The sequence below is a fragment of the Serpentinimonas barnesii genome (genome assembly GCF_000696225.1).
Classification (GTDB): Bacteria; Pseudomonadota; Gammaproteobacteria; order Burkholderiales; family Burkholderiaceae_C; genus Serpentinimonas; species Serpentinimonas barnesii.
On the sequence record NZ_BAWN01000006.1, the window covers coordinates 58,052 to 72,188 of the forward strand.

The 14,137-nt window shown below is 67.5% G+C and carries 13 protein-coding genes; 8 read left to right on the plus strand and 5 right to left on the minus strand.

The annotated features are described in order from the left end of the window. Nucleotides 1-75: 75 nt before the first annotated feature. On the minus strand, nt 76-642 hold the full coding sequence (gene grpE, locus SRAH_RS02125) for a nucleotide exchange factor GrpE (protein WP_029461704.1): 567 nt from the start codon (nt 640-642) through the stop codon (nt 76-78). A 150-nt stretch (nt 643-792) separates the two neighbouring features. On the opposite strand from grpE, the gene SRAH_RS02130 reads away from it, so the two are divergent. Further along, on the plus strand, nt 793-1,596 hold the full coding sequence (locus SRAH_RS02130) for an enoyl-CoA hydratase/isomerase family protein (RefSeq protein ID WP_029461705.1): 804 nt from the start codon (nt 793-795) through the stop codon (nt 1,594-1,596). Between the two features lie 56 nt (nt 1,597-1,652). Here SRAH_RS02130 and SRAH_RS02135 read toward each other — a convergent pair whose 3' ends face one another. Beyond that, on the minus strand, nt 1,653-2,603 hold the full coding sequence (locus SRAH_RS02135; protein ID WP_029461706.1) for a LysR substrate-binding domain-containing protein: 951 nt from the start codon (nt 2,601-2,603) through the stop codon (nt 1,653-1,655). A 148-nt stretch (nt 2,604-2,751) separates the two neighbouring features. On the opposite strand from SRAH_RS02135, the gene SRAH_RS02140 reads away from it, so the two are divergent. The 7 genes from SRAH_RS02140 (at nt 2,752) to SRAH_RS02170 (ending at nt 8,694) form a co-directional block, all read left to right on the plus strand. Then, on the plus strand, nt 2,752-3,441 hold the full coding sequence (locus SRAH_RS02140) for a substrate-binding domain-containing protein (RefSeq protein ID WP_029461707.1): 690 nt from the start codon (nt 2,752-2,754) through the stop codon (nt 3,439-3,441). 87 nt (nt 3,442-3,528) lie between these two features. Then, nucleotides 3,529-4,557: an amidohydrolase family protein gene (locus SRAH_RS02145; RefSeq protein WP_029461708.1), complete on the plus strand. Its 1,029-nt coding sequence runs from the start codon at nt 3,529-3,531 to the stop codon at nt 4,555-4,557. Between the two features lie 59 nt (nt 4,558-4,616). Next, a complete protein-coding gene (ligK, locus tag SRAH_RS02150) occupies nt 4,617-5,300 on the plus strand; it encodes a 4-carboxy-4-hydroxy-2-oxoadipate aldolase/oxaloacetate decarboxylase (protein WP_029461709.1) in 684 nt (227 codons plus the stop codon). Between the two features lie 63 nt (nt 5,301-5,363). Beyond that, nucleotides 5,364-6,293 carry an amidohydrolase family protein gene (locus SRAH_RS02155; protein WP_029461710.1) on the plus strand — a complete coding sequence of 310 codons (930 nt, stop codon included), beginning with the start codon at nt 5,364-5,366 and terminating at the stop codon, nt 6,291-6,293. 103 nt (nt 6,294-6,396) lie between these two features. Further along, nucleotides 6,397-6,846, plus strand: coding sequence for a protocatechuate 4,5-dioxygenase subunit alpha (gene ligA, locus SRAH_RS02160; protein ID WP_029461711.1), 450 nt, complete (start codon nt 6,397-6,399; stop codon nt 6,844-6,846). A gap of 2 nt (nt 6,847-6,848) precedes the next feature. Then, nucleotides 6,849-7,727: a class III extradiol dioxygenase subunit beta gene (locus tag SRAH_RS02165; protein WP_029461712.1), complete on the plus strand. Its 879-nt coding sequence runs from the start codon at nt 6,849-6,851 to the stop codon at nt 7,725-7,727. A 13-nt stretch (nt 7,728-7,740) separates the two neighbouring features. Next, nucleotides 7,741-8,694, plus strand: a complete 954-nt coding sequence (locus SRAH_RS02170; RefSeq protein ID WP_029461713.1) for a Gfo/Idh/MocA family oxidoreductase — start codon at nt 7,741-7,743, stop codon at nt 8,692-8,694. An 89-nt stretch (nt 8,695-8,783) separates the two neighbouring features. On the opposite strand, the gene SRAH_RS02175 is transcribed toward SRAH_RS02170, so the two are convergent. From SRAH_RS02175 to pgi, 3 genes are all read right to left on the minus strand, one after another. Next, the gene (locus SRAH_RS02175) at nt 8,784-9,560 is read right to left on the minus strand and encodes a glutathione S-transferase family protein (protein ID WP_082210019.1); all 777 of its coding nucleotides are present in this window, start codon (nt 9,558-9,560) and stop codon (nt 8,784-8,786) included. Nucleotides 9,561-9,669: 109 nt separating this feature from the next. Continuing rightward, on the minus strand, nt 9,670-12,426 hold the full coding sequence (gene ppc, locus SRAH_RS02180; RefSeq protein WP_029461715.1) for a phosphoenolpyruvate carboxylase: 2,757 nt from the start codon (nt 12,424-12,426) through the stop codon (nt 9,670-9,672). Nucleotides 12,427-12,480: 54 nt separating this feature from the next. Next, nucleotides 12,481-14,118, minus strand: coding sequence for a glucose-6-phosphate isomerase (pgi, locus tag SRAH_RS02185; protein WP_045475850.1), 1,638 nt, complete (start codon nt 14,116-14,118; stop codon nt 12,481-12,483). Nucleotides 14,119-14,137 lie beyond the last annotated feature (19 nt).

A 14,137-nucleotide genomic window follows, 5' to 3' on the forward strand; every position in this document is an offset into this window, starting at 1 on the left:
AAATAAAACGAATGGGGTGCAAATGCGGCTGCAGGGCCGGATTTCAAGCGCCGGGATGAGGGTTTGAAGGGCGGCTTATTTGGGTGCGGTCACCGTGACCATGGCTGGGCGCAGCACGCGCTCGGCGATTAGGTAGCCTTTTTGCAGCACCATCACCACGGAATTGGGCTCTTGGCCGGGTGCGGCCACCACGCCGATGGCCTGGTGCTGGTGCGGGTCGAAGCGGCTGCCGGCTGCGGGTGCGATGGGCTGCACCTTGTGGCGGGCCAGCGCGCTTTGCAACTGCTTGAGCGTGGCCTCGGCCCCTTCGCGTATCTGCTGCGCCGTGGCCTCTTGCACCGCCAGCCCGGCTTCCAGGCTGTCGAGCACCGGCACCAGGCTTTCGGCAAAGCCCTCCACGGCAAATTTGCGCACCTTGCTCACTTCTTCGTCGGTGCGGCGGCGCAGGTTTTCCATCTCGGCCTTGACGCGCAGGTACTGCTCGGCCAGTTCGGCGTTCTGCGCTTGCAGGCGCGCCACTTCGTCCGACAGATCGGCTTGCAAGGCGGCGTCGGCCGCCGCAGCCGCTTCGGCCTCCTCGGGCGAGATCGGCGCATCGGTGGTGTCGGGGCGGGGGTAGGTCGGGTCTGGGTGGGCGGACATGGCGGCTAAAAACGAAAGTGCGCCCGGCGCGGTGGCGGGGCAGGGGGTCTAAAGGCTCAGTGGCCCAGAGTGGGGGTGCCTGGCGGTGCTTTCAAGGGCTGGGGGATGAAAAAATCAGCCTATGATCGTAGCGCATCAGGATACCGACACATGCCACTCCATCCTCCCACCACTGACTGGCCTCCTGCCAGCGGCCCTGTGCTGCACCTCGACGCCGGCGTGGCCACCCTCACCTTAAACCGCCCGGCGCAACGCAACAGCCTGAGCGACGCCGACTTGCAGGAGCTGGCGCAGCACCTGGCCGCGATCGAAGCCGATGCGGCTGTGCGGGTGCTGGTGCTCACGGCGCGCTTGGCCCCTGCGGCGGCGGTGTTCAGCGCCGGCTACCATATGAGCGGCTTTGATGCCGATGCCAGCCAGGGGCCGCAAGGTTTCGAGCGCGTGTGCGAGGCGCTCTCGCGCCTGCGCCCGGTTACCTTGTGCGCGCTCAACGGCAGTGTGTATGGGGGGGCTACCGATCTGGCGCTGGCCTGCGATTTTCGCTTAGGGGTACAAGGCATGGAGCTGCGCATGCCTGCTGCCGCGCTCGGCTTGCACTACTACCCCGGCGGTTTGCAGCGCTGCGTGGCCCGCTTGGGGCTAGGGGGTGCGCGGCGCCTGTTTTTGCTGGCGCAAGCGCTGCCTGCCGACGAACTGTTGCGCATGGGCTACCTTGATGCCTTGGTGGAACCCGAGGCCTTGCCCGCCGAAGTGGCGCGCTGGTGTCAAAACCTCTGCCGCTTGGCCCCATTGGCCCTGCAAGGCATGAAGCAAAGCCTGCAAGAGATGGCCTTGGGCGAGTCGAATTGGCAAGGCTGGCGCGCACGCGAAGCCCTTAGCCAAGGCAGCGCCGATTTTGCCGAAGGCCGCGCCGCCTTTGCGCAGCGGCGGCCGGCGCTGTTTGTCGGACGTTGAGCCCTGCCACCCGGTGCAAACGGGCGCCCAAATGCGCATAGACGCTAAAGCCCCGCTCAAGCGGCTGCGGCCAGCGGTTTGATTGGCCCCAGCGTTTGCGCACAGACTTGGCGGATCAGGTCGCGTGCCGCGCGCTGGGTCAGCGTGGTGGGGCGCTGCGCGCTGCTGGCCAGCGCGACCTGGATCAGCAGCGCCGGCGGGCCGATCGGGCGCACAGCAAAAGCCGCAGGCCGGCCAGATGCCGCCACCGCATGGCGCGACAGCACCGCACAGCCCAAGCCCTCTGCCACCAAATCGAGGATGGCGGGCACGCCGTCGATCTCCAGCGCAATGCGCGGGCGCAGGCCGAGCTTGGCCAGCTCCAGCTCCACGTGCATGCGCAGCGCGTTGGGCCGGGTGGGAATGAGCAGCGGCAGTTGCGCCAGTTCGGCCAGCGGCAGCGGGGCCGGGCGCTGGGCCGTGGCGCTGCCGGGTGCTTGGGCTGCGGCGCCGCTGCGGGCTTGCACCAGCAGCAGCTCTTCGTCCAGCAGCGGTTGCAAGTCCAGCTCGGGCAGCGGCTGCGCGTTGTAGAGCAGCGCCAAATCCAGCCGGCCATTGAGCAGCGCGTCTTGCATGCTCACCGAAAGCCCCTCGGTGATCGACAGCCGCGCCTGCGGCAGTTGCTGGCGAAAGCTGCGCGTGAGTGGCACCGCGACCAAGCGCGCCAGCGAAGGCGGCAGCCCGATGGCCACCCGCCCGGCCAAGGTGCCGCGCACCAAGCCGAGTTCTTCGCGTGCCCGCTCCACTTGGTGCAAGATGCCGCGCCCGTGTTCGAGCAGCAGTTGCCCGGCTTCGGTGGGCACGGCGCCGCGGCCGTTGCGCAGCAGCAGGTTTTGGCGCAGCTCCACTTCGAGCAGCCGCACCTGGCGGCTCAGCGCCGGTTGCGCCACGTTCAGCGCCGCCGCCGCCTTGGTGAAGCTGCCCAATTCTGCGACGCGCACGAAGTAGCCCAGTTGTTTCAAGTCCATCAGCGAATTTTAGATAGCAAGGGGTCGGAAATGCAAATTTTTTATAACTGCTAGAGCCGCGCGCCCACTTGCCAGCCGCTTCTAGGCGCTACACAATCGAAGCCGAACACAGACAGGCTTGATTTCATCATTTAATATTTTGCCCCATATGGCCCCCGCCCTGCACGCGATTTCGTCGATGGCCACCCGAGCCCTGCTGGCCGAATTGGCGCACGACTACCACGCCAAAACCGGCGTGGAGGTTCGGCTGGAATCGGTCGGTGGCGTGGATGCAGCGCGCCGGGTGCAGGCCGGAGAGGTGTTTGACGCCGTGCTGCTGGCCGCCGACGCCATCGAGCGCCTGATCGCCAGCGGCCAGGTGCAGGCCGGCAGCCGGGTGGACTGGGTGCGCAGCCCGGTGGCCTTGGCGGTGCGCGCCGGTGCGCCGCTGCCCGACATCGGCACCGAAGCGGCGCTGCGCCAGGCGGTGTGCGCGGCGCGCAGCCTAGGCGTGTCCACCGGGCCCAGTGGCACCGCCTTGCTGCAACTGTTTGAGCGCTGGGGCGTGCTCGAAGCGCTGCGCCCGCGCCTGGTTATGCCGCCGCCGGGGGTGCCGGTGGGCAGCCTGGTGGCCAGCGGTGCGGTGGAGCTGGGTTTCCAGCAGTTGAGCGAGCTGCTGGCGCTGCCGGGCATCGCGCTGCTGGGTCCGCTGCCGCCGGGCTGCGCCATCGAAACCGTATTTTCTGCTGGCCTGTGCACGGCCAGCGCGCAGCCCGATGCGGTGCGGGCTTGGTTCGATTTTCTGCGCTCCCCCGCCACCGCCGACTGCAAACGCCGCCACGGCATGGCAGCGCTCTAAGCCCCGTGGTTTAAGCCCCACGGTTTTTCACCCCACCCCACCCCACACCCGCCACAGCCCATGAACCCCAGCCCCGCGCGCCAACCTTTGATCATCGACGTTCACGGCCACTACACCACCGCCCCGCCCGCGCTCGGGGCTTGGCGCGATTTGCAGGTGGCGGCGCTGCAGCAGCCCGAGCAGCGGCCCGACCCGCGCAGCCTGCGCATCAGCGACGACGAAATCCGCGACACCATCGAGCGCAACCAACTGGCCAAAATGCGCGAGCGTGGCAGCGACCTCACCCTCTTTAGCCCGCGCGCCAGCTTCATGGCGCACCACATCGGCGATTTCCGTACCTCGTCCGACTGGGCCGCGATCTGCAACGAGCTGTGCGCCCGTGTGAGCCAGTTGTACCCGCAGCACTTCGTTCCGGTGGCCATGCTGCCGCAGTCGCCCGGCGTCGATCCGGCCACCTGCATCCCCGAGCTCGAGCGCTGCGTGCGCGACTACGGCTGCGTGGGCCTCAACCTCAACCCCGACCCCTCCGGCGGGCACTGGAACAGCCCGCCGCTCACCGACCGCCACTGGTACCCGATCTACGAAAAAATGGTCGAGTACGACATCCCGGCCATGGTCCACGTGAGCACCAGTTGCAAGGCCTGCTTTCACACCACCGGCGCGCACTACATCAACGCCGACACCACCGCCTTCATGCAACTGCTGCAGGGCGATCTGTTTGCCGATTTCCCCACCCTCAAGTTCCTCATCCCGCACGGCGGCGGTGCCGCGCCCTACCACTGGGGCCGCTACCGGGGTCTGGCGCAGGAGCTCAAAAAACCGCTGCTGCAACAGCACCTGCTGGGCAATGTGTTTTTCGACACCTGCGTCTATCACCAGCCGGGCATCGACCTGCTCACGCGCGTGCTGCCGGTGGCCAACATCTTGTTTGCCAGCGAGATGATCGGCGCCGTGCGCGGCATCGACCCCGAAACCGGCCACGCCTACGACGACACCAAGCGCTTCGTGCTCGCCACCCCGCACCTGAACGAGGCCGATCGCTTCCAGGTGTTTGAGGGCAATGCGCGCCGCGTATTCCCCCGGCTCGACGCCACCCTGAAGGCGCAGGGGCGCTGATCTCCGGCCCCCGTTTTTTTCTCCGAACTTTCACCCCACACCCGCAAAAGGCACCTCCCATGTACGAACTCGGCGTGGTTTACCGAAACATCGAGCGCACCGAAGCCGCCGTGGCCGATGCGCTGGCCCCATTGGGCAGCGCCACCGTGCACGAGGCCATGGGCCGGGTCGGGCTGATGAAGCCCTATCTGCGCCCAATCTATTCCGGCGTGCCGGTGTCGGGCACTGCCATCACGGTGCTGCTGCACCCCGGCGACAACTGGATGCTGCACGTGGCGGCCGAACAAATCCAGCCCGGCGATGTGGTGGTCGCGGCCCTCACCTCCGAATGCACCGATGGCTACTTTGGCGACCTGCTCGCCAGCAGCTTCCAGGCGCGGGGGGCGCGGGCGCTGGTGATCGACGCCGGGGTGCGCGACGTGCGCACGCTCGCCGAAATGGGCTTTCCGGTCTGGAGCAAGTGCATTTCCAGCAAAGGCTGCATCAAAGAGACGCTGGGCTCGGTCAACGTGCCGGTGGTGTGCGCCGGCATGTGGGTTCGGCCCGGCGATGTGATCGTGGCCGACGACGACGGCGTGGTCTGCGTACCGCGCGAGCGCGCCGCCGCCACGCTGCAGGCCGCACGCCAGCGCGAAGCCAACGAAGGGGCCAAGCGCGCCCAGTTGGCCGCCGGGGTGCTGGGGCTGGACATGTACCGCATGCGCGAGCCGCTGGCCGCCAAGGGCCTGCGCTATGTCGACTGACCGCACACGGGGCACTGGATTATTCAAAGCCAGCCTGGGTAAGCCAGCACAGAGATCCACACCATGAGCAAACCCGTTTCCGGTGACTTCACCAAAACCCCGGGTTGGCTGGACTGGTACACCGGCCCGTCCAAGCCCAGCTTCCAGTTACCCCCCGGCGCGGTGGATGCGCACTGCCATGTGTTCGGGCCGGGGGCGCAATTTCCCTACGCCCCCGAGCGCAAATACACCCCCTGCGATGCCAGCAAAGAGCAGCTATTTGCCCTGCGCGACCACCTAGGGTTTGCGCGCAACGTGATCGTGCAGGCCACCTGCCACGGGGCCGACAACCGGGCCTTGGTCGATGCCTGCTTGGCCAGCGGCGGCCGAGCGCGCGGGGTGGCCACGGTGCGGCGCAGCGTCAGCGACGCCGAGCTGCAGGCGCTGCACGCCGCCGGGGTGCGCGGGGTGCGCTTCAACTTCGTCAAGCGGCTGGTGGACTTCACCCCCAAAGAGGAGTTGCTGGAGATCGCGCAGCGCATCCAGGCGCTGGGCTGGCACGTCGTGGTGTACTTTGAGGCCGCCGACCTGCCCGATTTGTGGGAATTTTTTAGCGCCCTGCCCACCCCGGTGGTGGTGGACCACATGGGCCGCCCGGATGTGAGTCAGCCCCTCGATGGCCCTGGGTTCGGGCTGTTTTTAAAATTCATGCGCCAGCACCCGCACGTCTGGTGCAAGGTCTCGTGCCCGGAGCGGCTCTCGCTGGCTGGCCCGCCCGCGCTCAATGGCCAGACCGCCCCCTACCGCGACGTGCTGCCCTTTGCGCGCCGCGTGGTCGAGCTGTTCCCCGACCGCGTGCTGTGGGGCACCGACTGGCCGCACCCCAACCTCAAAGACCACATGCCCGACGACGGCCTGCTGGTCGATTTCATCGCCCACATCGCGCCCACGCCCGAGTTGCAGCGCAAGCTGCTGGTGGACAACCCGATGCGCCTGTATTGGCCCAAGGAATGAAGCCCCCACGCTTGTCGCTGCGCGCCTGCGCTGCCCCCCGAGGGGGCGCCAATCGCCTTGGGGCGGCCCGGCGGCGATTGGTTAACTTCCTGGAGTTACTCTGATGCCGCTCAACAAACCCTACCTCGACGTACCCGGCACCATCATCTTCGACGCCGAGCAAAGCCGCAAGGGCTATTGGCTGAACCAGTTTTGCATGTCGCTCATGCAGGCCGCCAACCGCGCCCGCTTCAAGGCCGACGAGCGCGCCTACCTCGATGAATGGCCCATGACCGAGGAGCAAAAGCAGGCCGTGCTGGCGCGCGACCTCAACTGGTGCATGCGCACCGGCGGCAACATCTACTTCTTGGCCAAGATCGGCGCCACCGACGGCAAGAGCTTCCAGCAAATGGCCGGCTCCATGACCGGCATGAGCGAGCAGGAGTACCGCGACATGATGATCCAAGGCGGCCGCTCCATCCAAGGCAACCGCTACCTCGGCGAAGACGGCGACGCGCAGCCACACCGCCAGCCCCAGGGCGCGGCCCGCCACCACCCCAACCCGGAAAGCTGAACATGGCCCGCATCACCGCCTCGGTCTATACCTCGCACGTGCCCGCCATCGGCGTGGCCATCGACCAGCACAAAACCCAGGAAGACTACTGGAAGCCCGTGTTCGCGGGCTACGACTACTCCAAGCAGTGGCTGCAAGAGAACCCGCCCGACGTGATTTTTCTGGTCTACAACGACCACGCCACCGCCTTCAGCCTCGACCTCATCCCCACCTTCGCCATTGGCACCGGGGCCGAATTCCGGCCCGCCGACGAGGGCTGGGGGCCGCGCCCGGTGCCGGTTGTCAAGGGCCACCCGGAGCTGGCAGCGCACATCGCGCAGTCGGTCATCCAGCAAGACTTCGATCTCACCCTCGTCAACAAGATGGACGTGGACCACGGCCTAACGGTGCCGCTGTCGCTGCTGTGCGGCGAGCGCGACCCGCTCCAAGGCGCCTGGCCCTGCCCGGTGATCCCGTTTGCCGTCAACGTGGTGCAGTACCCGGTGCCCTCGGGCCGGCGCTGCTTTGCGCTCGGCCAGGCCATCCGCAAGGCGGTCGAGAGCTACGACGACAACCTGAACGTGCACATCTGGGGCACCGGCGGCATGAGCCACCAGCTGCAGGGCGCGCGCGCCGGCCTCATCAACCGCGAGTGGGACAATGCCTGGCTGGACCAGATGATCGCCGACCCGGCCGTCTGCGCCGCCAGGCCACACATCGATTACGTGCGCGAGGCCGGCAGCGAGGGCATCGAACTCGTGATGTGGCTGATCGCCCGCGGCGCCATGCCCGACATCGTCGATGGCAAGGTGCAGGGGCCTGCGCCCGTCGTCAAGCACCGCTTCTACCATGTGCCCGCCAGCAACACCGCCGTCGGCCATTTGATTCTCGAACCCGCCTGAAGGAAGAACCCCCATGACCCTCAAAGTTGCCCTAGCCGGTGCCGGTGCTTTCGGCATCAAGCACCTCGACGCCATCGCCAAAATCGATCAGGTCGAAGTGGTCTCGCTCATCAGCCGCGACCTGGAAAAAACGCGCCAAGTGGCCGCGCAGTACGGCATCGGGCACGTGAGCACCGAACTGGCCGACAGCCTGGCCATGAAGGAGGTGGATGCCGTCATCCTGTGCACCCCCACGCAGATGCACGCCGCGCAAACCCTGGCCTGCCTGCAAGCGGGCAAGCACGTGCAGGTGGAAATCCCGCTGGCCGACAGCCTCCAGGGCGCCGAGGCCGTGGTGGCGCTGCAACAGCAAACCGGCTTGGTGGCGATGTGCGGCCACACGCGCCGCTTCAACCCCAGCCACCAGTACGTGCACCAAAAAATCACGGCGGGCGAATTCCACATCCAGCAAATGGATGTGCAGACCTATTTTTTCCGGCGCAGCAACATGAACGCGCTCGGCCAGCCGCGCAGTTGGACCGACCACCTGCTCTGGCACCACGCCGCACACACGGTGGACCTGTTCGCGTGGCAGTGCGGCTCGCCCATCGTCAAGGCCAACGCCCTGCAAGGCCCCATCCACCCCGGGCTGGGCATTGCGATGGACATGAGCATCCAGCTCCAGGCCGCCAACGGCGCCATTTGCACGCTGTCACTGAGTTTTAACAACGACGGCCCGCTGGGCACCTTTTTCCGCTACATCGGCGACAGCGCCACCTACCTAGCGCGCTACGACGACCTGTTCAACGGCAAAGAGCAGCAGATCGACGTAAGCCAGGTCGATGTGTCCATGAACGGCATCGAGCTGCAAGACCGCGAGTTCTTCGCCGCCATCCGCGAAGGCCGCGAACCCCGATCCAGCGTGGCCCAGGTGCTGCCCTGCTACCGGGTGCTGCAGCAGTTGGAGCGGCAGTTGCAGGCGGGCTGAGGCCAGGGCATGGGTCGGCAACATGCAATGGGCGATAGGCTGGCTGCGGTGTGCGTGACGCCACCGCTGCTTTCCTAGCACCCCGTCATTTACCACATCACCGGCCCGCCCTTGGCCAAGGCGCGCTGGTAGGCCGGGCGCGCCTGCACCCGCTCCAGCCAAGCGTGGATGTGGGGCCATTTGCGGGCTGCGCTGCCGGGTGCGCCACCCAAACGCGAGAGCGCGGCCTCTAGGGGGTAGCTCATCTGAAAATCGGCCAGGCTCAGGTGCGCGCCGGCAAACCACGGGCGCTGCGCCAGCTCTTGCTCGATATAGGGCAGGGCGGTTTGTAGGTTCGGGTCGATCAGCTTGTGCTGCACCTGCTGGCAGACGTAATGCACGATCGGCTGCACCACGGGGCGCACGAAAAAGGGCATGGGCTGGCGCGGCAGCATCTGGAACACCAGCTTCATGAGCAGCCACGGCATCAGCGAGCCTTCGGCGTAGTGCAGCCAGAAGCGGCAGCGCCGGTGCTCGGGCGTGCCGGGCGCGGGCAGCAGTTGCGCCAGATCGCCCGTGGCGCGCTCGGGGAAGGTCTCGGCCAGGTATTCCAGAATGGCACCCGATTCGGCCAGCACCAGCTCGCCGTGGCCCAGCACCGGCGACTTGCCCAGCGGGTGCACCGCCTTGAGCTCGGGCGGCGCCAGCCGGTTGCTGCGCTGGCGGGCATAGGTTTTGAGCTCGTAGGGCAGGCCCATTTCCTCCAGCAGCCAGAGCACACGCTGCGAGCGCGACTGCTCCAGGTGGTGCAGCACCAGCGGCTGGGTGTGGGGGTCGGCTGGCGCTGCGTTTGGGGGTGCGCTGGGGGCGGGGGCAAGGGGGTTCATGGGCGGCTCTGGCTAAAGGGGTAAAGGATGCGAATCTGGCTTATTTGCAGGCAAATGGCTTGATTTTGAGCCGAATTGGCGCAATTTGTTGCAGGATGAGGTTTTCGCTTCAGCCCGTGTTGCGCAGCCCGGCGGCGATGCCGTTGATGGTCAGGTGGATGCCGCGCTTGACCTTTTCGGCCGTGTTGCCGCTGCGGTGGCGCGCGATCAGCTCGACTTGCAGGTGGTGCAGCGGGTCGATGTAGGGGAAGCGCTGCTCGATCGAGCGCGCCAGCGCCGGGTTGTCGGCCAGCCGCTCGCGCTGCCCGGTGATGAGCGTGAGGGCGGCTTGGGTGCGCTGCCATTCGGCCTCGATGCGGCCAAAGATGCGCTGGCGCAGCGCGGCCTCGGGCAGCAGTTCGGCGTAGCGGCGCGCCAGCGACAAATCGCTTTTGGCCAGCACCATGTCGATGTTGGAGACCAGGGTGCTAAAAAACGGCCAGTTGCGGTGCATCTGGCGCAGCAGGCGCTCGGCGCGCTCGCGCCCAAGTTCGGCGCCCAAGGCCTCGACGGCGCTGCCCAGCCCATACCAGCCCGGCAGCGTGAGGCGGCACTGGCCCCAACTGAAGCTCCAGGGGATGGCGCGCAGGTCTTCGATGCGCTGGTTGGCTTTGCGCGAGGCCGGGCGCGAGCCGATGTTGAGCTCGGCGATTTCGCGGATCGGGGTGGCGCTGAAAAAATAATCGGCAAAACCCGGCGTCTCATAGACCAGCTCGCGGTAGGCCGCCATGCTGGTTTCGGACAGGCGCTGGGCGGCGCGCAAAAACCTGGGCGGCACCGCCTGCCCCGGCGGCAGCAGGGTGGCCTCCAGCGTGGCGGCCACCAGCGTTTCGAGGTTGCGCCGCCCGATGTCGGGGTTGGCGTATTTGGAGCCGATCACCTCGCCTTGTTCGGTCAGGCGGATCTGGCCGCGCACCGTGCCCGGCGGTTGCGCCAGGATGGCCTGGTAGCTCGGGCCGCCGCCGCGCCCCACGGTGCCGCCACGGCCATGAAACAGGCGCAGGCCGATGGGCTGGCCGAACTCGCTGCCGAGCCGGTCAAACAGCGCCGCCAGCGCCGTTTCGGCCTGGTACAGCTCCCAGTTGCTGGTGATGATGCCGCCGTCTTTGTTGCTGTCGGAGTAGCCCAGCATGATTTCCTGCTCGCCGTACTCCAGCGCACCGGCGCGGCGCAGCATGGGCTCGATGCCGGGCAGGCGCAAATAGGCCTCCATGATGGCGCTGGCCTGGCGCAGGTCGTCGATGGTCTCGAACAGCGGCACCACGATCAGCTCGGCGCGCGCGGCCCCGTCAAGCGTGCCGTGCAGCAGCCCGGCCTCTTTTTGCAGCAGCAGCACTTCGAGCAGGTCGCTCACGCTCTCGGTGTGGCTGATGATGGCGTGCCGGATGGCGGCCGCCCCAAAGCGTTGGCGCGCCTGGCGTGCGGTCTCGAAGATGGCCAGCTCGCTCAGGGTGTGCGGCTGGTAGCTGGCTTCGGGGATGCGCAGCGGCCGCACGTCGTTGAGCTGGCGCAGCAGCAGCGCCTGCTTGGCGGCTTCATCCAGGCCGCTGTAATCGGCTTCGATGCGCGCCTGCGCCAGCAAGTCGGCCAGCGCCGCCTCGTGCCGATCCGAGCTTTGGCGCAAGTCCAGCGTGGCCAGATGAAAGCCGAATACCTCGACGGCGCGCAGCAGCGGGCGCAGGCGCGCCTCGGCCAGGGCGGAGCAAGCTTGTTCACTCAAGGCGGAGTCGAGCAGGCGCAGATCGGCCAAAAAGGCTTGGGCGCTGGGGTAGGGGTCTTGCGGGGCGACGGCGTGGCGCGTGGCCTGGCCGCCGGTGAGCTCGGTCAGGGTGGCGGCTAGGCGGGCATAGATGCCGGTGAGGGCGCGCCGGTAGGGTTCGTCTTGGCGGTGCGCGTTGGTGTCGGGCGAGCGCTCGGCCAGCGCCTGCATGGCGGGGGGCACCGGCAGCAGCATGGCCGAGAGCGAGAGCTCGCTGCCCAGCCAGTGCACCTCGGTTAGGTGGTGGCGCAAGATCAGGTCGGCTTGGCGCTGCAGCGCCAGCCGCAGCGTGTCGGCCGTGACGTGGGGGTTGCCGTCGCGGTCGCCCCCGATCCACTGGCCCATGCGCAAAAATGGTGGCACCGGCTGGCCTTGGAGCGCCGCCTCCAGGCTGCGGTAGAGCCGGGGCAGCTCGGGGATGAAGGTGCTGTGGTAGTAGCCGAGCGCGTTTTCGATCTCGTCGGCCACGGTGAGCTTGGTGAAACGCAGCAAGCGGGTGTGCCAGAGCTGCAAGATGCGGGCGCGCATCTGCGCTTCGTTTTCGTCCCGGTTGCGCGCCAGCGCCAGGCCGTCGCGCTGGGCCAGCAGGCGCGCCAGTTCGCGTTCCGCGTCCAGAATGCTCTTGCGCTGCACCTCGGTCGGGTGCGCGGTGAGCACCGGCGCCACGTGCGCGCTTTGCAGCGCCTGCGCCCACTGCGCACGGCCCACGCCGGCCTGCTGCAAGCGGCCCCAGGTGTGCGCCAGGCTGCCGGGCTGGATGCGCCCGGCCTGCTCGTGTACGGCGCGGCGGCGGATGTGGTGCCGGTCTTCGGCCAGGTTCGCCAGGTGGCTGAAGTAGGTGAAGGCGCGGATCACGCTCACCGCCTGGTCATCGCTCAGGCCTTGCAGTAGGCGCTTGAGCTGGCGCTCGGCAGACTGGTCGGCGTCGCGCCGGAAGGCCACCGCCAATTGGCGGATCTGCTCGATGAGCTCAAAAATCGGGTCGCCTTCTTGCTCGCGGATTACGTCGCCGAGCAGGCGGCCGAGCAGGCGGATGTCGTCGATCAGGGGCTGGTCTTTTTTGGCCATCGGGTTTCGGGTGTGCAACGCCAGCACACGCTCGTGAGGGGGCGGGGACGGAGGTCAGGCGGGGCTGTGGCTTTGCTCCATGGTTTTGGCCAAGGTTTTGCCCAGTTCCACGCCCCATTGATCATAGGCGTTAATGCCCCAGATGGCGGCCTGGCAAAAGACTTTGTGTTCGTACAGCGCCACCAGCGCCCCCAGTGCGTGCGGCGTGAGTGCGGGCAACCACAGGGTGCTGTTGGGCACGTTGCCAGCAAAGCGGCGGTGTGGCCACAGAGCCTGCACCTGGGGTTCAGGCAGGCCGCTGGCGCGCAATTCGGCTTCGGTGTCGGCCCGGTCGCGCCCTACGGCCAGCGCCAGCGCCTGGGCGCGCAGGTTGAGCAGCACCACCCGGTGGTGTTCGGCCGCCAGGGGCAGCGGGGTGTCTTCCTGTTCGACCCCGATGAAATCCACCGGCACCCGGTGGCAGCCTTGGTGCAGCAGTTGAAAGTAGGCGTGTTGGCCGTCGATGCCCAATCCGCCCCAGACGATTGGCCCGGTGGGTACCTGCGCCGCCTCGCCGCTGAGGTGGGTGGATTTGCCGTTCGATTCCATGTCCAGTTGCTGCACAAAGCGGGTAAAGGAATCGAGCTGGCTCGGGTAAGGGGCCAGCATGTGGGTGGGGCAATGCAGGAAGTTGCGGTTCCAGATGCCCAGCAACGCCATCAGCAGCGGCATGTTGTGCGCCGCCTGGGCGCTCCAAAAGTGCTGGTCCATGGCGTGGCCGCCCTGCAAAAACTCACGAAACGCCTGTGGCCCAATTGCAATCGCCAGCGGCAGGCCGATGGCCGACCAGACCGAATAGCGTCCGCCCACCCAGTCCCAAAAACCGAAGGTGTGATCGCTGCGGTAGCCCTGCTGCGCCGCCATGGCGGGCGCTGCGGTGACGGCAATCAGATGGGGCGCCTGCTGTGCCGGGGTTTGCAGCCCATGCCCGTGCAGCCAGCGCCGCGCCGAGGCGGCCAGCGTGAGCGTCTCTTGGGTGGTGAAGGTTTTGCTCTGGACGATGAAGACGGTGCGCGCCGCATCGAGCGGGCGCAACACCCGGTGCAGGGCCCAGGCGTCGGGGTTGGAGACAAAGTGCACCCGCACCGGGCCGGTGACATGGCTTTCCAGCGCAGTCACCGCCATGCGCGGCCCGAGGTCGGAGCCGCCGATGCCGAGGTTGACCACGTCGGTGATGCGCTGCCCGCTGTGGCCCAGCCAGTGGCCGCTGCGGATGCGTTCGGCGGCCGCCAAAAAACGGCCCAATTCGGCCTCGATGCGCTGCGCCAGCTCGGCCCCCCAGGGCGGATTGGCCATGGCGCCCGCGCGCAGGGCAGGGTGCAGCACGGCACGGCCTTCGGTGGCGTTAACTGGCTCGCCCCGGCACAGGGCCTGGGCTTGGGTGCCGATTTGGCAATCGGCTGCCAGGTCGAGCAAGGCGTCGAGCACCTCGGGCGTCACGGCCTGGTGCCGGGCGTCGAGGCGCAAGCCGGCGGCCCGCAGTTGCAAGCGCTGGCTGCGCCCGGTGTTGGGGGACAGTGTGGAGGCATCGGCATCGGCGTGCAGCAGCTCACGCAGATGCGGCTGGCCTTGTGCGGCCAGGGCTTGCAGGCGCTGCCAACTGCGGTGCCGCGTGGGTGCGGCAGCAGAAAAGGGGAGGGTGAAGGAGGTCAAGGAGGTGGTTCCCGGATCA